Raw genomic sequence first — 18,978 nt, 5'->3', positions numbered from 1 at the left:
TACTCTCGGTGGCCCCCCGAATCCCGCAAGCGGGCGATGTCGTCGGGGCAGACGTTAGAGGGCGCGCACCAATGCCGCGCGGCCCTTGGTCCGCAGGCGGTGCAGGGCCGAGCCGCGGTATTGCTCGATCTTGGCGGCCATCTTGTCGCCCAGCTCCTCGAGCTCCGCGTCGGTGATCTGCACCTCCGGCGGAGCCGGGATCATGTCGCGTTCCTCTTCGTCGGCGTGCGCCTCCAGGACGGTCTTGAACGAGTTCCACTCGTCTTCGTAGCCGGGCGCGCTCTGCGGGGTCTTAAGCAGCACCGAAAGCTGGTCGACCACCTGGCGGTGCTCGGCGTGGGCGATCGCGATCAGCTTGCTGGCATCCTTGAGCGCCGGGTAGTACAGGTCGTCCTCGATGCGGAAGTGAATGTCGAGTTCGATCAGCAGGTCATCGAAAAGGGCATGCCGCTCTTCGGAATTCACCGGTGCGTCGCTGATCTTGCGGCCGAGGCCCTTGATCACGATGTGGTGTTCTTTCAACACGTCGTAGGCGTTCAATTGGCTCCTCCTTTTGCGATTCCTACCGCGCCGCCGGGAGCGGGCTGCTGCTCGCCGCGGACTTCGACCACTCCGTCGACCAACCGGGCCTCGTAGCACGGCAGCGGCGCCGCGGCCGGACCGCGCACCACCTCGCCGGACTCGGCCGCGAACCATGAACCGTGCCAGGGGCACACCAACCGGCCCCGGTCCAGCCAGCCGTCGGCCATCGGCGCTGCCAGGTGCGGACAGAATTCGCCGTACGCCGCCACCTCACCGGGCTTGGTCTGGCAGACCACCAGGCCCACTCCGTCGACCTCGACGCGCACCGGTTTGCCGTTCAACGAACTCGCCGGCAGCACCGGCGTCCAGGTCGGGGTGCGCAGCCGCGGACCGGACTGGTCGATGCCGATCCCGGACTCGAAGACCAGCGCGCCACCGAGGTAGCTGCCGGCCACGGTGATGCCGTAGCCCAGGGCGGTGAGCACGATGCCGCGTCCGTGGCGCCCCTTGCGCCGGTCCCACCAGGACTGCATGTACAGCGCGGTGGCGGCCAGGTTCACGAGGCCGTGCACCGCCCCGACCCGGCGGTCCTCCTCGTGGGTGTGCTGCCAGTCGGTGACACCGGTGACGGCCGAGCCGAGGCTGGCCAGGATGCCCACCCCCAGCGCGCGCGAGGCGAATCGGGAGGCGTCGACGACCTCCGACGCCGGCTGGCCGGGCAGGATGCTGAGCGCGTCGAGCGCCACCGTCGTCCCCAGGGCGCCGCTGGTCAGCGACGCCAGCGGCGGGTGCACCGGGTGCCCCAGCCAGACGCCGTTGAGCGCGTTGGTGACGGTGTTGCGGGCGCCGCCCAGCCCGTTGTAGGCGAAGCTGAGCAGGTGCTCGAACCGATAGCTCGGCCGGTCGATCCACTCCTGGCGCCCGATAGCGGCCAGAACCTTCGATCCGACCTGCTGCAATCGACCCCCTCGTGGCCGACCCACCATGGCACCAGTTCCTTCCTCAGATCCGTGGAAAACAACGGTTAATAACCGCAAAACCAGATGATTACCCATTGTTTACGCCGCGCTCACGGGCGCGGAGTGGCTGTCGTGAACCACCGTAGCCGCGGCGTTGCGCCGTGTAGTTGTGTGCAACCTGTGAATTGGCACCAAGCATTCTTGTAGAACGCTGATGACGCGGCCGTCTGGTGATTGACCGGCGCCCTCGACTGCGAGACTCTACTTAGCGGAGAGTGTTTCTGTAGAACAGAGAGACGTGGGATGGCCGACCAGAGCGCCGACGTGGCCGAGGTGTTCGAGAACGTGCGCCGGGGGATGATCCCCGCGCACATCTACAACGACCCCGAGCTGTTCGCGCTGGAGAAGCAGCGGCTGTTCAGCCGGGCGTGGACGTTCGTGGGGCACGAATCGGAGATCCCGCAGGACGGGGACTACGTGGTGCGTCGCGTGCTCGACGACTCGTTCGTCATCACCCGCGATTCCGACGGCACGGTGCGGGCGCTGTTCAATATGTGCCTGCACCGCGGAATGCAGGTCTGCCGCGCGGAGATGGGCAACGCCTCCAACTTCCGCTGCCCCTACCACGGCTGGACCTACCGCAACGACGGCCGGCTCACCGGGTTGCCGTTCCACCGGGAGGCCTACGGCGGCGACGAGGGATTCGCCAAGGGGCAAACCCTTTTGCCCGCACCGAATTTCGCCAGCTACAACGGACTGCTGTTCATCAGCCTGGATCGAGATGCCGAACCGCTGGAAGAGTTCCTCGGCGACTTCAAGTTCTATCTGGACTACTACACCAAGCAAAGCGCCGGGGGCGTCGAGGTGCGCGGGCCGCAACGCTGGCGCATCAAGGCCAACTGGAAGATCGGCGCGGAGAACTTCGCCGGCGACATGTACCACACCCCGCACACCCACGCGTCCATCGTGGACATCGGGCTGTTTCGCGAGCCGAAAGCGCAGAAGCGCAAGGACGGCGCCACCTATTGGGCCCACCGCGGCGGCGGCACCACCTACAAACTCCCGCCGGGCGGCTTCGAGGAGCGGATGCGCTACGTCGGCTACCCCGACGACATGATCGGCCGCATCAAGGACGTGTGGACACCGCAACAACAACGGGTGGTCGGCGAGGACGGATTCATGATCTCGGCCGCCACCTGCTTTCCGAACCTCAGCTTCGTGCACAACTGGCCCAAGGTGCATGACCGGGAAGATCAAGTGCTGCCGTTCATCTCGATCCGGTTGTGGCAGCCGGTCAGCGCGAACGAGACCGAGGTGTGCTCGTGGTTCGCGGTGGACTCCGCCGCTCCCCCGCAGTACAAACAGGACTCGTACAAGGCGTATCTGATGTGCTTCGGGTCGACCGGCATGTTCGAACAGGACGACGTGGAGAACTGGGTGTCGCTGACCACCACGGCGGGCGGTTCCATGGCGCGGCGGCTGCTGCTGAACAGCCGGATGGGCCTGCTCGCCGACGACCGCCCGGTCATCGACCCGTTGGCGCCCAGCGCATTCCACGGGCCCGGTCGCGCGCAGGTCGGCTACAACGAGCACAATCAGCGGGCGTTGCTGAACATGTGGGCCGACTATCTGCAGCGGGTGCCGGCATGACAAAACCCTTGCCATTCAACGATCTTCGCCATCTCGAGGCGCATCAGTTCCTGGTGGACGAGGCATACCTGCTCGACGCCCAGCGGTACGAGGCGTGGCTGGACACCCTGACCGACGACATCCGCTACATCATGCCGGTGCGCGTCACGACCGCGCGCGGCGCCGGGTTCGACACCTCACCCGGCATGGACCATTTCGACGAGGACAAATACTCGCTGAGCCAGCGGGTCGCGCGCATGGGCACCGAGCACGTGTGGGCCGAGGACCCGCCGTCGCGGCTGCGCCATTTCATCACCAACGTGCGCACCTTCGCCGGCGACGACGACGCGCACCTGGTCGTCGAATCGGCCGAGCTGCTATTCCGCAGCCGGGGCGACGTCAACGACGGCGCCCTGCTGTCGTGCGGGCGCGAGGACGTGTTGCGCCGGTGCGGCGATCGCTGGAAACTGGCCCGGCGCAAGATCATCGCCGACGAGTCGGTGCTACGGATGCAGAACCTGGCGGTGTTCCTATGAGCGACGAGCTGCAGCGGCTACTGGACGGCGCGGTCGGCGAACCGATCAGCGTCGCAAACGAATTCACCGAGGTCGTGGTGCGCCGGGTCGAGACCCGCAACGGGTCGCGGCTACTGATCAGCGCGCCCCGATCGGGCCAGTGGATCACCCTGGACGCGCTTGAAATCGAGGCACTGACCTGGCAGAATCCCCGTACCCTGGCTGCCATGGTCGGCAATGCCCATGCGCCACTGCTGCCCGACGACGGCGAACCGCAGCCGTGACCGCGTGGCTGGAGGGCAAACGCGCCCTGATCGTGGGCGCCGGTTCCGGGATCGGGCGGGCCGTGGTGGCGGCCTTCGGCGCCGAGGGCGCGAATGTTGCCGTGCTGGAACGTGATCCAGACAAGTGCGACGCGCTGCGCCGGCAGTTGCCGCAGGTGCCGGTGATCGAGGGCGACGCCACCACCCACGAGGCCAACGACCGGGCCGTCGCCGCCGCGGTGGATACCTTCGGCGGGCTGGACACCCTGGTCAACTGCGTCGGCGTGTTCGACTTCTACCGCGGCGTGGGCGACATCGAGGCCGACGCGCTTTCCGATGCGTTCGACGAGATGTTTCGCACCAATGTGCTCAGCCATCTGCAGTCGGTCAAGGCGGCGATCCCGGCGCTGCGGGCCGCCCCGGGGTCCTCGATCGTGTTGACCGAGTCCGCGTCGTCGTTCTATCCCGGACGCGGCGGCGTGCTCTACGTGTCGTCGAAATTCGCTGTGCGGGGCCTGGTTTCGGCGTTGGCGCACGACCTTGCGCCGGAAATCCGAGTCAACGGGGTGGCGCCCGGCGGCACGCTGAACACCGACCTGCGCGGCCTGTCCAGCCTGGGGCTCGGCGCGACCCGGCTGGACGACAGCCCCGACCGGGCGAGCGAGATGGCCGCACGCACTCCCCTGCGCGTCGCGCTCACCGGCGAGGACCACGCGTGGAGTTACGTGTTCCTGGCATCCGACCGGTCCCGCGGCATCACCGGCGAAACCGTGCGGCCCGACGGCGGATTCGGGCTGGGCGCACTGCGATGACGAACCTGGATCGGCAGCGGGCCGTGGTGGCGCAGGGCTGCCGCGTCGCGGCGGCCCGCGGGCTGGTCGACGGCATCCTCGGGCACCTTAGCCTGCGGGTCGATGACGAGCGCCTGCTGGTGCGCTGCCGAAGCGATACCGACGCCGGGGTGGCGTTCACCCGCCTCAGCGACATCCGGCTCGTCACGTTCGACGGAACTGCCGGTGCCCCAGGCGAACTCGACGGGTATCGCGTCCCCAACGAATTGCCGATCCACGTCGAAACGATGCTGGCCGATCCGGGGCACGCGGCCGTCGCGCACCTGCACCCGCCGGACGTGGTCGCCGCCGACCTGGCCGGCATCACGATCCGGCCCATCTACGGCGCCTACGACATTCCCGGCGCGTGGCTGGCGCGCGGCGGCGTGCCCGTCTACGAACGCGCCGTGCTGATCCGGAATTCGCGCCTGGGCAAGGAGATGGTGGCGGCGATGCGCGGCCGCCCGGTGGTGATCTGCCGGGGGCACGGAATCACCAGCGCCGCCGTCACGGTGGCGCAGGCGGTGCTGCAGGCGATCAGCCTCGACGCGCTGGCCCGGATGTCGTTGCGGGTGCGCGCGGCCGGGGGCACGCTGCGCGACATCGACGACGCGGACTGGGACGACCTGCCGGACTTGGGGTCGGCATTCACCGCCGAGGCGGCCTGGCGGCACGAACTGGCGCGCCTGGGCGATCAGCAGCCGAGATGATCGCCAATCTCCTTGGCGGCAGCCGCAAGTGCGGCGGCCACCGTGGCATACCGGGAGGCGTCCAGCCGGTTTTGTGGCGCCGCGGCGTTGAGCGCGAGCCGTAGGCCGGGCGCGCGGGTGGGGATCGGCACGGCGACCGAGGCGACGCCTTCCTCGCTCTCTTCGGAGTTGGTGGCATAGCCGCGCTCGCGGATGCCGGAGAGCTCGGCTTCCAACTCGGTGCGGCTGCCGATCGAATGCGAGGTGATCCGCTCGAGTTGCTCGTCCGGCAGCAGCGCACGCAGCTCCGATGGCGACAACTGGGCCAGCATCACCTTGCCGGTCGACGTGCAATGGGCCGGCATGGCGCGGCCGAGCCGCGACGCCACCCGCACCGCGGCCGGCCCCTCGACGGCGGCGACGAATCGGACGCTGGCGCCGTCCAGCATTCCGACATGCACTGTCTCGCGCAGCTGTTCGGACAGGCTGCGCATGACGGGTGCGGCGGAGCGGGCGATGTCGATGCGGCCGAAGATTGCGAACGCCACCCCGGTCAACGACGGGCCGGGCAGGTACGCCTTGGACACCGGGTCTTGCCGGACGAACCCGCGGTAGGCGAGCATCGCCAGCAACCGATGCGCGGTGGACGACGCCACGCCCAGATAGCGGGTCGCCTCGCTCAACCGGATCTGGGGTTGCTCGCCCAGCAGCAGCAACAGCTTGAGCGCGTTGTCCACCGACTCGATCGGGTACTGCGGCGCAAGCGAATCGGCGACGGGGGCCGCCCCGGCGGCCCGGGCGTCCGGCTCACGCTTGTGTGGCATGGGTCCACGGTAACCAGTTATGGGCGCCGATTCGGGTTATTCTCGGCTGCGTGAGCGGGGCTATTCGTGCTGGATACCGCCGTTACGTCGCCATCGGTGACAGCCAGACCGAGGGCCTGTGGGACGGCGACGACACCGTCGGCCTGCTCGGATTCGCCGACCGCCTCGCCGTGCGGGTCGATTCGCTGTATCCCGGCCTGCAATACGCCAACCTGGCGATCCGCGGTAAGCGGATCAACCACGTGCTCACCGAGCAGCTTCCGCAGGCACTGGCGATGCGGCCCGACCTGATCACCGTGTGCGCCGGGATGAACGACGTCATCCAGCCCGGGCGATCGTTCGGTCCCGCCCTGACCGACCTGCAACGGGTCTACGCCGCGCTGGCCGGATCGGGGGCGACGGTGGTGACGACGACCTTCCCGAACGTCGCGCAGTTCCTGCCGCTGGGGCGGCTGGTGGCGGGGCGGCTTGCCCGCATCAACGCGGCGATCACCGCGGCCGCCCACCGCTACGGGTTCGCGCTCGTCGACCTGTACAACGCGCCGTCGATGCGTGAGCTGGACACCTGGGCCATCGACCGGGTGCACGCCTCGACCAAGGGGCACATCCTGTTCGCCGATGCGGCCGCCGAAGCCCTGAATTTGCCTGACAGCAACCATGATTGGGCGCTCGGCCGCCGCGATCCCGCCCGGCGTTCCTTCGCGGCCGGCACGTACGAGCAGCTGCGCTGGACGCAGGAGAGTTTCTTTCCGTGGATCTGGCGGCGGCTGCGCGGCCTGTCGTCGTACGACGGGCGCGAACCCAAGCGTCCGCGGCTGGCGGGCTGGGCGTCCCCAGCGAGTTCCACCGCGCACCTCAGGCCGCGGATCCGCGGTCGGTCAGGCATTCTTGACCCATGAATCTCGAGCCCCTGCTGCACTCGATTCCGCCGCTCGCGGTCTACTTGGTGGTCGGCGGTGTGGTGGGGATCGAGAGCCTGGGCATTCCGCTACCGGGTGAGATCGTGCTGGTCACCGCGGCGCTGATGTCCTCGCACCACGACCTGGCCGTCAATCCGCTGGGGGTCGGCGTCGCCGCGGTGATCGGCGCGGTGATCGGCGATTCGATCGGCTACGCGATCGGGCGCCGGTTCGGCATGCCGCTGTTCGACCGGCTCGGGCGGCGGTTCCCGAAACACTTCGGTCCCGGGCACATCGCGCTCGCCGAAAAGCTGTTCAACCGCTGGGGTGTTCGGGCCGTCTTCCTGGGCCGCTTCATCGCCCTGCTGCGAATCTTGGCCGGGCCGCTGGCGGGGGCGCTGAAGATGCACTACCCCCGATTCCTGGCGGCCAACGTCTCGGGCGCGATCTGCTGGGCGGGCGGCACGACCGCACTGGTGTACTTCGCCGGAATCGCCGCCGAACGCTGGCTGGAACGGTTCTCCTGGATCGGGCTGGTGATCGCCGTCGTGGCCGGGCTGACCGCCGCAATCCTGTTGCGGGAACGCACATCCCGGATGATCGCCGAACTGGAGGCCGAGCACTACCGCAAGGCCGGCAGCACCGCGCCGGACAGCGTCTGACTAGACGGCCTCGCCGGTGTCGGCCACCAGCGGCGGCCGGTGTTGGTCGATCAACGTGCGGGCCATCCTGCGGGCCCGCAGCGCGGCGTCGAGGTCGCCGACGGCGGCCAGAATGATGGCGCCCTTCATCAGGATGTGCCATGACGAGGCGAAGTCCTCGACGTCGGCCAAACCCGCCGCCTCGGCGCGGCGCCGCACGATGTCGCGGACGTGGTCGATGTGGGCGATGCACGCCTGTCCGATCGGATGCTCGGGCCCCAGCTCGAGCAGCACGTTGATGAACGAGCAGCCCTCGTATCGGTCGCGTAGCTGGAACCAGTCGTGCATGACGTCGAAAATCGCCAGCAACTGTTCCTCGGGGGTGTTGCCGCGCAGCCGCGACTGCTCCTCGATCAAACCGTGCGTCCAGAGCTCCTCGCGACGCTGCAGCACCGCCAGCACCAGGTCATTCTTGGTCGCGAAATGCCGGTACAGCGTCGCCCTGGCGACACCGGCCCGCCCGATCACCTCATCGGTACCCACCGCGCGGATGCCACGCCGGCTGAACAGGTCATAGGCCGCGGTCAGAACGCGTTCGCGGGGCGACGCGGCGGGAGTTCCGACATCGGGAGTTGTCATACCAGGCCTTACCGTACTCTTAGGCCCTTGCCGGTAGACAGACCGCCCTGTCTCGTTATAGAAAAGAGATTCGCATCCACGAACAGTCTGTCTTCAGACATTAGGACGGGCATCCATCGGGGCGTTTCCCACGCCTGTCGATTAGGGGGTCCATCATGAATTCCGTCATTGTCGAGGCGATGCCGACCACTCATCTGACGCTGAGCACCAAGCTGGTGTACGAACTCGGCGACCCCAACAGCACCCTGCGGGCGACCGCGGACCGCAGCGGCCCGTCGGTGGTCATCTACGCCGGGGGCGAGGTCGACGCCTGGAACGAGGACACCTGGCGCCACCTGGTGCGCGAGGCGGCCAGCGGCGTCACCGCGCCCGGCCCCTTCGTGGTCGACGTCACCGGGCTCGACTTCATGGGCTGCTGCGCCTTCGCGGTGCTCGCCGATGAGGCGAAAAGCTGCCAGGCGCGCGGCATCGACCTGCGCCTGGTCAGCTGCGAGCCGCTCGTCGCCCGCATCGTCGACGCGTGCGGGCTCGGCGCCGTGCTGCCCATCTACCCCACCGTCGACTCCGCGCTGTCCGCGGCCGACCGCTGCTAGGGGCCGGGCCGTCAGCGGCTCAATGGCCGACCATCCCACCGTTGGTGCCGAGGAGGAATTCCTCCTCATCGACCCGCGAACCGGCGAGCCCGCCCCGCGCAACGCCGCCGTGGCCGCCGAGGCGAAGCGGCGCGGCGTCGAGCTGCAGCTCGAACTCAGCAGTTGCCAGGTGGAAACCACATCGACCGTGGCCGCGACCAGCGCCGAGCTCGGCGAGGAACTGACCCGGCTGCGGCGCACCGCTGCGCAGGCCGCCGAGGCCGCCGGGGTTGCGCTGCTCGCCTGCGGGCTGCCGCCTTCCACGCCGCACGAGTTCCCGGTGACCGACACCCCGCGCTACCAGCGGATCGGCGAACAGTTCGGCATGATCGCCCACGAGCAGGGAATCTGCGGATGCCACGTGCACGTGCAGGTGCCCGATCGCGGCGCGGCCATCCACATCAGCAATTGGCTGCGGCCGTGGCTGCCGACTTTGCTTGCGCTGTCGGCAAATTCGCGGGTGTACCGCAGCGCCGACAGCGGGTACGCGAGCTGGCGCAGCGTGCTGTGGCGGCGCTGGCCCGCCGCGGGGGCACCGCCCTATTTCGCCTCGCCCGAGGAGTACGACGACACCGTGCGCATGCTGGTCGACAACGGGGTCATCCTGGACAAGGACATGATCTATTGGGACGTGCGCCCGTCGGCGGATTTCCCCACGGTGGAGGTCCGGGTGGCCGATGTGCCGGCCACCGTCGCCGAGACCGTGCTGCTCGCCACCCTGATCAGGGCGGCGGTGATGACGGCGCTCGACTCACCCGACGACGCTCGGCGGCTGCCGCCGGGTGCGCTGCGCGCGGCGTACTGGAAGGCCGCGCACGACGGATTGTCCGGCCACACACTCGATTTGATCCACGGCCGCGGCGCGGTGCCGGCGGCCGAGCAGCTGGGGGCGCTGGTGCGACGGGTGCGCCCCGCGCTGGAGTCACTGGGCGAATACGACCGCGTGCGCGACGAACTCGCCCGCGTCGTCACCGACGGCAACGGCGCGATGCGTCAGCTGCGGGCGTGGCACAAGCGCGGTGAAGTGTCCGATGTCCTCGCCGAGGCCGCCGCGGCGACCCTGAGTTGAGACGGCCGGGACGGTCAAACGCGCTGTCGCGCCTGGCTTCTCGTCAGGTGACCGCGAGCAGGCGGTAGAGTCCGATCAGTCCCACGGCCACGATGACCGCCCGCAGCGCGTTGCCCGACAGCCGCCGCCCGTACCGCGCGCCGAGCAGCCCCCCGACCAGTGAGCCCGCCGCGATCAGCCCGGCGGCCGGCCAGCTGATCCGATCGAACGCGACCGCCGTATAGGCAAGGGCGGCAACCACATTCACCATCAATGCCAGCAGGTTCTTGGCCGCGTTGGTGCGCTGCACCGACTCCGGCAACAGGGCGCCCATCAGGCCGACCAGCAGGATCCCTTGTGCGGCGGTGAAATAGCCGCCGTAGACGCCGACGGCGAACGTGCCGAACACCAGCGTCGCCATCCGCCGGGGGCTGACGTGTTCGGGCGATCGACCCGCCTGCTCGGCCCGCCGGGCCGTCCACGCCTGGATCCGCGGCCCGATGACCACCAGCACCAGCGCCAGCACCAGCAGCACCGGCACGATGTCGGCGAACACCTTCTCGGGCAGATGCAGCAGCAGGTACGCACCCAGCGCCGCACCGGTCAGCGAGGCCGGGAGCTGCCACCGCAGCCGGTCCCACTGACCTCGCAGCTCGGCGCGATAGCCCCAGGTGCCCGAGACGCTGCCGGCGACCAGACCCGTCGCGTTGGACATGGTGGCCGTCACCGGCGGGTAGCCGAGCGCGACCAGCGTCGGGAAGGTGATCAGGGTGCCGGACCCGACCAGGGCGTTGATCGCACCGGCACCCAGCCCGGCCAGGCATATGAGGAACATCTGAAATAGCGACACCGAAGAAAAACCCTAGCGTGCCGACGATTTCGGTGCGAGGTGACCGTGGGGCCGGGCGATGCCGGTCAGGCGGGCGGGGCTTCGGCGCCGCGTTCGACGCCGGTACGCAGCTTGACCGAGGCCGAATACGCCAGGGACCGAAAGTGCAGCACCGGATCGTCGGAGGGTTCGATGCCGTCGGTCACCCGCATCGGGTCGAACACCACGATGTCACCGCCGTGCTCGCGCTCGGTGTCCAGGCCGGTGATCGACAGGGTGCCGACGGTGACGATCTGGGTGCTCTGCCAGGCCGCCGACGGGTCGACGGTCGAGTCGGTGGGCCCGGCGATCTGCACCCGGAAATCGAACCGCACCGGCCCGTCGTCCAGCCGCGCCTGCAGCTCGTCGGTGAGGAAGTCCGGATCCTTGCCGTGGGCGTCCGCCCCCGACAGGTACTCCTCGGACACGGTCGGAACCAGGTGGTAGCGAACGAATCTCGCGCTGCCGTCCGCGGCGATCCAGCGGAAGGCGTGCAGGCCGTGGTATTCGGTGGTGGCGTAGCTGGCCGGCACCCGGTTGGCCTCACGCAACAGGGGCAAGGCGCCCAGCAGCCGCGGATGGGTGAGCAGGTGTGTGGCCATGCGCAGCGGCGTGGTGAGGCCGGGCCGCATCGCCTTGAGCAGATCGATGAATCCGTCGGGCGTGCTGGAGACGAACAGCCGGGCGGTCTGCGTCGAGACGTCGGTGGTGGAGCCGTCGGGCAGGGTGAACTTGACCGCCATCCCGCGCACCCCGGGCGCGCCGTCGCGCTGCTGGGGGTTGCCCGACCCGTTGGAGAAGCGGATCAGCGCCGGGACCGTCGAACCGTCGAGATGCCGTGCGCGCGAGAGCATGAGCGCGTCAGGGGTCGCGGTGAACGTGCCGCGGTACAGGGTGCCCTTGGCGTGCAGCGCGCGACAACCGGGCTGGGCTCCGCCGGCGCCCCGGATGGCCTCGATCGCCTGGTCAGGAGTAAGTGCACCGCTCATGGACGAATCTTAGTTGGATCAGTCGGGAAAGCCGAAGAGTTCGACGACACCGTGATCGCGACCGGCGGTGTAGCCGCCGTCGACGGCAAGCGCCTGGCCGCTGACGAACGAGGCGTCGGGCGACAGCAGGAAGGCGGCCATGGCGGCGATCTCGTCGGGCTGTCCCAGGCGCTGCAGGGCGTGCTCCTTGGTGATGGAGGCCAGCGGCCCCTCCATCCCCGGGATGCTGAACACGCTGTGCGCCATGGGTGTTTCGATGAAGCCGGGGCAGATGACGTTGGCCCGGATGCCGCTCGGCCCGTAGTCGAGTGCGATGTTCTTGGTGAGCAGCACGACGCCGCCCTTGGCCGCGTTGTACGAGCTGCCCCCGGCGGTGCCCTCCAGGCCTTCGACGCTGGCGACCGTCACGATGGAGCCGCGTTCGCCGTCGGCGCGGGGTTGGTCGATCATCTTGGCCAGGGCCGCCTTGGCCACCAGGAAGGTGCCGGTGAGGTTGATCCCGATCACCCGGTCCCATTCGGCGCGGTCGAGCAGGTGCACCGGGCCTCCCCCGGCGACGCCGGCGGCGTGGAAGAGGCCGTCCAGGCGGCCCGGCACGGCGGCCAGCACCGCGGCGATCGCGGCTTCGTCGGTCACGTCGGCGGGCACGAAGGTGAAGCTCGCGCCCAGGTCGTCGGGCGGGGCGGCCAGGTCGGCGCCGATCACCGTGCCGCCCTCGGCCAACAACCGCCGCGCGGTGGCCAACCCGATGCCGGACGCGGCGCCGGTGACGACGAAGGTGCGGGAACGGGCGCGCTCGGGGTTCACCATGTCGCATCCTTCACGGGTCGGGCGGGTCGGCCCAGTCATGGTGACACACGTTCGCGCCGTTGGCTTTAGCAACGCATGCACCGGTTCGATAGGCCAGCTGTATCGAGCCATAGCAAACCCGTCTTGGACATGGCCGTCACGACCGGGGCACGATAAGCCCACGGGCGAATTCCGCAGCGCCCGACGACGTTAGGAGCAACGATGTCAACACCGCAGCCGCAGGCCCTGTTTCGTCGGACCGGATGGCGAGTCGGGGCGATCGGCGCAGCCGCCGTCGTCGTGCTGGCCGCCACCGCCAACCGGGCCGAGCCGACCGCCGCGGTGGCACTGATGTCCGACGACGCCGTCGCCATCGCGCAGGGCGTCTCGGTCACCCCCGCGCCGGGCTGGACCGTCGGACACCGCGGCCCGAACTGGGTGGCGCTGAACAACGCCGACACCAGCGCGCAGCTGCGGATGACGGTCAAACCCGCGGGCGGCACAGACGCCGCCGGGCTGCTGCAGGCCGACGTCGACCAATTCACCGGCGGCGCCTCGGCCATCCTGACCGACGTGAACCGCCTGACCGCGCCCGAGACCAGGGCGCTGCCCGGCCCCACCTTCCAACAGGAGGCCTCCATCGACTACACCGCGACCGTCGTGCACCCGCAGGGCACCATTCCGGTGATCGGCACCTTCACCGAGCTGCTGAACCCCTCGACCGGCCGATCGGCGTTCGTCGACTTCCGGCAGGACAGCAGTGCGACCAGCCAGGCCGCCGGCGAGGGCGGAATGATGATCGCCTCCCTGCAATGAGGCGCTAGCGCCCCGCGCGGGCGAGGGTCGGCGTCGCGCGCGCAACCGACCGCGTAGTACAAACTGGTACGAATCGAACGCGGAGGGGTTCATGCCACCAGCCGACACGGCGACCAGCACGGCGGAGACGCTCGCCGGCATCGTCGAACGACACGCGCAGCAGCGGCCGGACGCGATCGCCATCCGCTACGGCGAACGCCAGTGGTCGTGGGCCGAATGGAGCTCGCGGATCCGTCGCGCGGCCGGGGCGCTGCGCGCCGCCGGGCTCGAGCGGGGCCAGTGCGTGGCGTTCCTGGACAAGAACCACCCCGGCTGTCTCGAGGTGCTCATCGCCGGCGCCTCGATCGGCGTCGTCACCACCGTCGTGAACTGGCGGGTGATCGGCGACGAACTCGTCCACGTCCTGGCCGACAGCGGCGCCCGTGTGCTGCTCGTCGGCGCCGAGCTGCGGGCGTCGGCCGAGGCCGCCGCCGCGCGGGTTCCGGGTGTGGAACGCATCATCGAGGTCGGTGACGAATACGAATCGTTGCTCGCCGCGGCGGCGCCGACGCGGCCCGACGCGGGCGTCGACGACAACGAGACCGCGTTGGTGATCTACAGCTCCGGCACCACCGGGCGCCCCAAGGGCGTGCTGCTCAGCCAGCGCGCGCTGGTCAATCACGCGTCCAACCTGGCTCCGGCGTTTCCCTTCGACGAGGGCGACGCCAACCTGGTGGCCATGCCGCTGTTCCATGTCGGCGGCATCGGCTACGCGCTGTTCGGAATCCGTTCGGGTGCACCCACATTCATGACCCGTGAGCCCGACGCGGCAACGCTGATCGGCGCGGTGCGCGCCGGTGCCACGCACGCGTTCTTCGTCCCGCCGGTGATCGCCCGGTTCCTGGATGCGGGTGAGGCGGCGGCCGCGGCCATCGCCGGCCTGCGCTACATCGTGTACGGCGCCGCGCCGATGCCGCTGCCGCTGCTGCATCGCGCGCTGTCGACCTGGCCCGACACGAAATTCGTGCAGGTGTACGGGCAGACGGAATTGTGTGGTGCGGTCACCGCGCTGTCCGACGACGATCACCGCGATGCGGCGCGGCCCGAGCTGCAGCTGGCGGCCGGAAAGGCGGTGCTGGGCTGCGAGATTCGCATCGTCGACCCCGAGACCGGTAACCCGTTGGCGGCCGGCGAGTCCGGTGAGGTGTGGGTGCGCAGCAACCAGAACATGACGGGCTACCTCAACCGGCCGGACGCGACCGCCGAGACCATCACCGCCGACGATTGGGTGCGCACCGGCGACATCGGCCGCCTGGACGCCGACGGTTACGTCTACATCGAGGACCGGATCAAGGACATGATCATCACCGGCGGCGAGAACGTGTACGGCCCGGAGGTGGAAAGCGTGCTCATCGAGCATCCCGCGGTGCAGGACGCCGCGGTGATCGGGGTGCCCGACGACTTCTGGGGCGAAGCGGTCAAGGCGATCGTGGTGGCCGACGGCGAGGTCGATCCCGCCGGCATCATCGAATTCTGCCGAGCGCATCTGGCCGGCTTCAAATGTCCGCGCACCGTCGACGTCGTGCCCGAACTCCCCCGCAACGCGAGCGGAAAGATCCTGAAAACTCAGCTGCGGGAACCCTTTTGGCGTGACCGGGCGCGGGGCATATGAGCACTGCGGTAGACGCGGCGCGCCGCGACTGCGCGATCAGCGTGCTGGGCGGCCCCACCACCGTCGTCGACATCGCGGGTCGCAGGATCGTCATGGACCCGACGTTCGATCCCCCGGGCGTGCACGCCTACCTGACCAAGCTCACCGGTCCCGCGGTCGGCGCCGAGGCCCTGGGGCCGATGGATGCGGTGCTGGTGAGCCACGACCAGCACCCCGACAACTTCGACGACGAGGGCCGCCGCATGGCGCTGGCCGCACCGCTGCTGCTCACCCACCCCGGCGCGGCGGGCCGATTGGGTCCGCCGGCGGTCGGGCTGGTGCCCTGGCAGTCTTACGAACTGCAGGGCGGATCGGGATCGCTTACCGTGCAAGCGGTTCCGGCGGTGCACGGTCCGGCCGATGGGCAGCGCGACGACCGCGGTCACGTCAACTGCGAGGTGACGGGTTTCGTGCTGTCCGGCCCGGGGCTGCCGACGGTGTACCTCAGCGGCGACAACGCCTCGATGGCCGCGGTCAAAGACGTCGCCGACCGTGTCGGCCAAGTGGACATCGCCGTGCTGTTCGCCGGGGCGGCGAGTGTGCCCACCAAGGAGCGTGGCCGGCCGCTGACGCTGACCGCGGCGCGCGCGGCCGCGGCGGCCGAGTTGCTCGGCGCCAGGGCGGTGATCCCGGCCCACGTGGACGGCTGGGCCCATTTCAGCGAGGGCGTCGACGAATTCGTCGCGGCGTTCGACCAGGCCGGCATCAGCGACGTGCTGAGGGTCGCCCCGCACGGCGAGTGGGTCGACCTATAGGCGTCCCTCGACGCGCAGGTCCGGATGCACCCAGTCGGGCGAGCGGCGCTCCTTGAACGAGCGGAAGCCTTCGATGGCCTCGGCGTCGGACAGGCTGGCGGTCATACCGATGCGGTCATAGAGGCCCAGGTAGCTGTCGATGCTGGACTTGATGACGCCGCGGGCGCGCGGCGCGGTTCGACAGCATTGCGCCAGAAGGTCTTTCGCCGCGTCCAGCAGGCCCTCGTGCGGCTCCACCCTGGTGACCAGGCCCCAGTCGAGGGCTTCCACCGCGGTGAGCACCCGCCCGGTGAACATCAGGTCGCGGGTGCGCACCGGGCCGATGACGCGGGTGAGCATCTGGCTGTAGTAGGTGTCGGCGTAGCCGCGGAACAGCTCGGGCACCCGGAAGGTCGCCCGGTCGCTGACCACCGACAGGTCGCTGCACAGCGCGATCTGGAAGCCGCCGCCCTGGCACAGCCCGTTGACCGCGGAGACGATGGGCTTGGCCGAGGTGCGCACGGCGTCGAACGGCGTCACGTCCATGCCCAGGGCCGAACCGAAGGTGATCCAGTTGTCCTCGCCTCCCCCGCCGCCCATGTCGCCGCCGGGGGCGAAGACGTCGCCGGTTCCGGTGAGCACCAGCCCGGCCAGATCCGGGTCCTCGTTGAGACGTCCGACGGCATAACGGATTCCGAAGTACATCGCCGGGCTCAGGGCGTTGCGCGCGTCGGGCCGGTCGATGGTGCACACGGCGATCGGTCCCTGGCGCTCGAAGCGCAGGTACGGCGTGCCCAGCCAGTCGCCGTCGGGTGGGCGGGGGGTGCTCTGCGGTGTCTGCGCCACGGGACTCCTCTCGGGTCGGCGTCGCTACTGTAGCTCTTACAGTATTTTGGCGACCCGGGCGCCTATACGTAGGGCAGCGTCACGGTCTCCGCCGTCGCGGATGCGTCGGCGATCACCGAGGCGAGTTTGGTCTGCAGGGTCGACGTGGCGTCGCCCACCGGCTTGTCGCAGAACCTGCAGAGCGCCTTGAAGTTTGGTTGTTCGTCTTCGTCCGGCCAGAACCGGCGGGGGCCGACCTGAGCCCCCGGGTCGAACTGCACGGATTGATGTGGGGCGTCTTTGAGGATTCTGCCGACCGGATGGCGTTGTGGGCATTCGAGTTTCAGCATGCCGACGCCCTCAAGGTTTCCGACCATGATTCACCGTCCTTCGCCGTCAGTGCAGGATGCGCGCGAGCTTGCGCCAGCGCCGGTGGCGGTGGCGAAACATCACCCGGACGAAGGCGCGGGTCAGCAGCCCGTGCAGGCCGTCGTCGGTTTCGATCTCGTCGGTGTAGCGACAGCTGTGCTCGTCGATGGGCTCGAACGTCAGGCGGTGATTCCAGGTGCGCACGGGGCCGCCGTGCTCGTTGGTGTAGATCTCGGTCGGCTCGAGTCGCTTGATGGTGAGGTGATGCGTCCAGGCCGGGATCACGCCGAACCACCAGAACCGCGCCGATCCCTGGGTGCCCACCTCGATGCGCTCCGGGACGTCGAGCCGGTAGATCCGCAGCACCGGGCTCAGCACATGCCGCATCAGCTCGGGCTTGCGCGCCAGGACCGACGCCGTCTCGACCGGGATCGGCAGCTCGGTAGTTAGGGTTACCTTACTCACGCAGTTCATGGTGGCGCAGCGGGCGCGATCAGGCAATAGCGGGCATGCCTATCCGGGCGGTTCCGGCGCCGTGGGGCTCGGCGCCTGGGCCGGCGGGGACGGGGCGGGCGACGGAGCGGCCGACGGTGGGCAGTCCGGCATGAAGATCCATACCGATGACCACTTGGCGGTGATCTTGTTGCACGCGACCGGCGTGACGGGCGAGGCGTCGCCGGCGGCAAGCAGCGCCGCGATGAGCCCGGTGACCAGCGCCGGAAGAAGGATGCGGGAGACGAGAGTCAACATGGTTCCCTCCGCGCCTGGCGTCCGAATTTCCGCCGCGACGTGCAATTGAGGGTACGGCAGGGACCACTGGGCCGCAGGGCGAGAAGTCGGCTGCGCGGGATGTCTCAAAGGTGGGGTGATCGCGGTCAAGTGGAGGTGACCTGCGTTGATTTGTGGTCCCGGCTGGGATCGAACCAGCGACCTTCCGCGTGTGAAGCGGACGCTCTCCCACTGAGCCACGGGACCGGCGCCGAGACGGCGAACGACGTCGAAGACTAGCACGCGTCGGCCCCGACACTACCGCCCGCATCGTGGGACAGGTCGGCGCGATAGCCTAGACACGGCTCGTACCAAGAAATTTGTATGTGCCCGCTCACGTGGACTATCGTCGTGCTTCGCACCGGGCGACGATGTTGTCCGAGGCGCGCGGATGTAGCGCAGTTGGTAGCGCATCACCTTGCCAAGGTGAGGGTCGCGGGTTCGAATCCCGTCATCCGCTCGAAGGTGCAAGTGGCGTGGACCCCAACGGTGGAGTGGCCGAGTGGTGAGGCAACGGCCTGCAAAGCCGTGCACACGGGTTCGATTCCCGTCTCCACCTCCAAGTTTTGGTTTCCCGGCGCGATTAGCTCAGCGGGAGAGCGCTTCCCTGACACGGAAGAGGTCACTGGTTCAATCCCAGTATCGCGCACCACGTTCGATGCAGTTCAGAGCGTATATCTAGCCTAGCTACACAGGCATCATGCAGTAACTATGCAACAGCGAATCGCTTGCCTGGTCCAGTATTCGTGGCGACGTGCGTCTAGTCAGGCCCAAGAGTTGTGCCATGCGCCGTTGAGAGACTTGGCGCACGGCACCCGAAATCGTAGTGGCCCTCATCGGTGGTGGTACCGGTTTAGCAACCGGCGCTCTCGCATCGCGGGCTAACTGGGGCATCTAGAAGCGGAGACTGAGGCGAACGATCGGGTCTGCTGCACGAGTAGGTGACAACTGAGATGGCTTGCCCGGCGTGGGCAGGCTGGAAGGATGTCACCATGGCACGGCCGTATCCCAAGGAGTTTCGTGACGATGTTGTGCGGGTC

General features: G+C 68.9%; 23 protein-coding genes and 4 tRNA genes. 15 read left to right on the top strand and 12 right to left on the bottom strand.

Annotated features, from left to right (window positions below; all coding sequences use genetic code 11):
- Nucleotides 1-54 precede the first annotated feature (54 nt).
- Both AC5Y5B_RS22645 and AC5Y5B_RS22640 read right to left on the bottom strand, forming a co-directional pair.
- Nucleotides 55-540 (bottom strand): hemerythrin domain-containing protein, encoded by a 486-nt coding sequence (locus AC5Y5B_RS22645; RefSeq protein ID WP_112633172.1) that lies wholly within the window; start codon nt 538-540, stop codon nt 55-57.
- A complete protein-coding gene (locus tag AC5Y5B_RS22640; RefSeq protein WP_112633173.1) occupies nt 537-1,508 on the bottom strand; it encodes a Rieske (2Fe-2S) protein in 972 nt (323 codons plus the stop codon). Before AC5Y5B_RS22640 ends, AC5Y5B_RS22645 begins: the two co-directional genes overlap by 4 nt.
- Nucleotides 1,509-1,784: 276 nt before the next feature.
- Between AC5Y5B_RS22640 and AC5Y5B_RS22635 the strand changes: the two genes are divergently transcribed.
- From AC5Y5B_RS22635 to phtC, 5 genes are read left to right on the top strand one after another with little or no spacing between them, the layout of a single operon-like run.
- Nucleotides 1,785-3,131, top strand: a complete 1,347-nt coding sequence (locus AC5Y5B_RS22635; RefSeq protein WP_112633174.1) for an aromatic ring-hydroxylating dioxygenase subunit alpha — start codon at nt 1,785-1,787, stop codon at nt 3,129-3,131.
- Nucleotides 3,128-3,646, top strand: coding sequence for a 3-phenylpropionate/cinnamic acid dioxygenase subunit beta (locus AC5Y5B_RS22630; RefSeq protein WP_112633175.1), 519 nt, complete (start codon nt 3,128-3,130; stop codon nt 3,644-3,646). Before AC5Y5B_RS22635 ends, AC5Y5B_RS22630 begins: the two co-directional genes overlap by 4 nt.
- A complete protein-coding gene (locus AC5Y5B_RS22625; protein WP_112633176.1) occupies nt 3,643-3,909 on the top strand; it encodes a dihydrodiol dehydrogenase in 267 nt (88 codons plus the stop codon). The genes AC5Y5B_RS22630 and AC5Y5B_RS22625 overlap by 4 nt, the downstream gene beginning before the upstream one ends.
- Nucleotides 3,906-4,700, top strand: a complete 795-nt coding sequence (gene hcaB, locus AC5Y5B_RS22620) for a 3-(cis-5,6-dihydroxycyclohexa-1,3-dien-1-yl)propanoate dehydrogenase (RefSeq protein WP_112633177.1) — start codon at nt 3,906-3,908, stop codon at nt 4,698-4,700. The genes AC5Y5B_RS22625 and hcaB overlap by 4 nt, the downstream gene beginning before the upstream one ends.
- Nucleotides 4,697-5,428 carry a 3,4-dihydroxyphthalate decarboxylase gene (gene phtC / locus AC5Y5B_RS22615; protein WP_112633178.1) on the top strand — a complete coding sequence of 244 codons (732 nt, stop codon included), beginning with the start codon at nt 4,697-4,699 and terminating at the stop codon, nt 5,426-5,428. The genes hcaB and phtC overlap by 4 nt, the downstream gene beginning before the upstream one ends.
- On the opposite strand, the gene AC5Y5B_RS22610 is transcribed toward phtC, so the two are convergent.
- Nucleotides 5,413-6,231, bottom strand: coding sequence for an IclR family transcriptional regulator (locus AC5Y5B_RS22610; protein WP_112633179.1), 819 nt, complete (start codon nt 6,229-6,231; stop codon nt 5,413-5,415). The two genes, phtC and AC5Y5B_RS22610, sit on opposite strands and share 16 nt — an antisense overlap.
- Before the next feature lie 50 nt (nt 6,232-6,281).
- Between AC5Y5B_RS22610 and AC5Y5B_RS22605 the strand changes: the two genes are divergently transcribed.
- Complete coding sequence (locus AC5Y5B_RS22605) at nt 6,282-7,130, top strand: SGNH/GDSL hydrolase family protein (protein WP_112633180.1); 849 nt, start codon at nt 6,282-6,284, stop codon at nt 7,128-7,130.
- Nucleotides 7,127-7,792 carry a DedA family protein gene (locus AC5Y5B_RS22600; protein ID WP_112633181.1) on the top strand — a complete coding sequence of 222 codons (666 nt, stop codon included), beginning with the start codon at nt 7,127-7,129 and terminating at the stop codon, nt 7,790-7,792. Before AC5Y5B_RS22605 ends, AC5Y5B_RS22600 begins: the two co-directional genes overlap by 4 nt.
- Here AC5Y5B_RS22600 and AC5Y5B_RS22595 read toward each other — a convergent pair whose 3' ends face one another.
- Complete coding sequence (locus AC5Y5B_RS22595; protein WP_500006713.1) at nt 7,793-8,410, bottom strand: TetR/AcrR family transcriptional regulator; 618 nt, start codon at nt 8,408-8,410, stop codon at nt 7,793-7,795.
- A 155-nt stretch (nt 8,411-8,565) separates the two neighbouring features.
- Here AC5Y5B_RS22595 and AC5Y5B_RS22590 point away from each other — a divergent pair, with 155 nt between their 5' ends.
- Nucleotides 8,566-9,003 (top strand): anti-sigma factor antagonist, encoded by a 438-nt coding sequence (locus tag AC5Y5B_RS22590; RefSeq protein WP_112633183.1) that lies wholly within the window; start codon nt 8,566-8,568, stop codon nt 9,001-9,003.
- 22 nt (nt 9,004-9,025) lie between these two features.
- Nucleotides 9,026-10,111, top strand: a complete 1,086-nt coding sequence (locus AC5Y5B_RS22585; RefSeq protein WP_289176436.1) for a glutamate--cysteine ligase — start codon at nt 9,026-9,028, stop codon at nt 10,109-10,111.
- A gap of 43 nt (nt 10,112-10,154) precedes the next feature.
- On the opposite strand, the gene AC5Y5B_RS22580 is transcribed toward AC5Y5B_RS22585, so the two are convergent.
- The 3 genes from AC5Y5B_RS22580 to AC5Y5B_RS22570 all read right to left on the bottom strand — a co-directional run bounded on the left by AC5Y5B_RS22580 (nt 10,155) and on the right by AC5Y5B_RS22570 (nt 12,757).
- Nucleotides 10,155-10,925, bottom strand: a complete 771-nt coding sequence (locus AC5Y5B_RS22580) for a sulfite exporter TauE/SafE family protein (protein ID WP_430918938.1) — start codon at nt 10,923-10,925, stop codon at nt 10,155-10,157.
- A gap of 80 nt (nt 10,926-11,005) precedes the next feature.
- Nucleotides 11,006-11,947 carry a catalase family peroxidase gene (locus tag AC5Y5B_RS22575; protein WP_112633186.1) on the bottom strand — a complete coding sequence of 314 codons (942 nt, stop codon included), beginning with the start codon at nt 11,945-11,947 and terminating at the stop codon, nt 11,006-11,008.
- An 18-nt stretch (nt 11,948-11,965) separates the two neighbouring features.
- Nucleotides 11,966-12,757, bottom strand: coding sequence for an SDR family NAD(P)-dependent oxidoreductase (locus AC5Y5B_RS22570; protein ID WP_112633187.1), 792 nt, complete (start codon nt 12,755-12,757; stop codon nt 11,966-11,968).
- 201 nt (nt 12,758-12,958) lie between these two features.
- On the opposite strand from AC5Y5B_RS22570, the gene AC5Y5B_RS22565 reads away from it, so the two are divergent.
- From AC5Y5B_RS22565 to AC5Y5B_RS22555, 3 genes are all read left to right on the top strand, one after another.
- The gene (locus tag AC5Y5B_RS22565) at nt 12,959-13,552 is read left to right on the top strand and encodes a hypothetical protein (RefSeq protein WP_500006702.1); all 594 of its coding nucleotides are present in this window, start codon (nt 12,959-12,961) and stop codon (nt 13,550-13,552) included.
- Between the two features lie 91 nt (nt 13,553-13,643).
- Complete coding sequence (locus tag AC5Y5B_RS22560) at nt 13,644-15,203, top strand: AMP-binding protein (RefSeq protein WP_500006699.1); 1,560 nt, start codon at nt 13,644-13,646, stop codon at nt 15,201-15,203.
- On the top strand, nt 15,200-15,997 hold the full coding sequence (locus AC5Y5B_RS22555) for an MBL fold metallo-hydrolase (protein WP_500006695.1): 798 nt from the start codon (nt 15,200-15,202) through the stop codon (nt 15,995-15,997). Before AC5Y5B_RS22560 ends, AC5Y5B_RS22555 begins: the two co-directional genes overlap by 4 nt.
- Here AC5Y5B_RS22555 and AC5Y5B_RS22550 read toward each other — a convergent pair.
- From AC5Y5B_RS22550 to AC5Y5B_RS22530, 5 genes are all read right to left on the bottom strand, one after another.
- Nucleotides 15,992-16,822 carry an enoyl-CoA hydratase/isomerase family protein gene (locus AC5Y5B_RS22550; protein WP_500006693.1) on the bottom strand — a complete coding sequence of 277 codons (831 nt, stop codon included), beginning with the start codon at nt 16,820-16,822 and terminating at the stop codon, nt 15,992-15,994. The two genes, AC5Y5B_RS22555 and AC5Y5B_RS22550, sit on opposite strands and share 6 nt — an antisense overlap.
- 62 nt (nt 16,823-16,884) lie before the next feature.
- Nucleotides 16,885-17,178, bottom strand: a complete 294-nt coding sequence (locus AC5Y5B_RS22545; RefSeq protein WP_112633191.1) for a hypothetical protein — start codon at nt 17,176-17,178, stop codon at nt 16,885-16,887.
- A 19-nt stretch (nt 17,179-17,197) separates the two neighbouring features.
- A complete protein-coding gene (locus AC5Y5B_RS22540; RefSeq protein WP_500006690.1) occupies nt 17,198-17,644 on the bottom strand; it encodes an Rv1443c family protein in 447 nt (148 codons plus the stop codon).
- Nucleotides 17,645-17,683: 39 nt separating this feature from the next.
- Entirely contained in the window at nt 17,684-17,920 is a 237-nt protein-coding gene (locus AC5Y5B_RS22535; protein WP_500006687.1) for a hypothetical protein, read from the bottom strand.
- Nucleotides 17,921-18,073: 153 nt separating this feature from the next.
- A tRNA-Val gene (locus AC5Y5B_RS22530) sits at nt 18,074-18,145 on the bottom strand.
- Between the two features lie 180 nt (nt 18,146-18,325).
- Here AC5Y5B_RS22530 and AC5Y5B_RS22525 point away from each other — a divergent pair.
- From AC5Y5B_RS22525 to AC5Y5B_RS22515, 3 genes are all read left to right on the top strand, one after another.
- A tRNA-Gly gene (locus AC5Y5B_RS22525) sits at nt 18,326-18,398 on the top strand.
- 28 nt (nt 18,399-18,426) lie between these two features.
- A tRNA-Cys gene (locus AC5Y5B_RS22520) sits at nt 18,427-18,500 on the top strand.
- A 15-nt stretch (nt 18,501-18,515) separates the two neighbouring features.
- Nucleotides 18,516-18,590, top strand: a tRNA-Val gene (locus AC5Y5B_RS22515).
- Nucleotides 18,591-18,978 lie beyond the last annotated feature (388 nt).

The organism is Mycobacterium sp. NGS33 (assembly GCF_059812885.1).
This window is presented reverse-complemented; position numbering and strand designations above follow the sequence as displayed.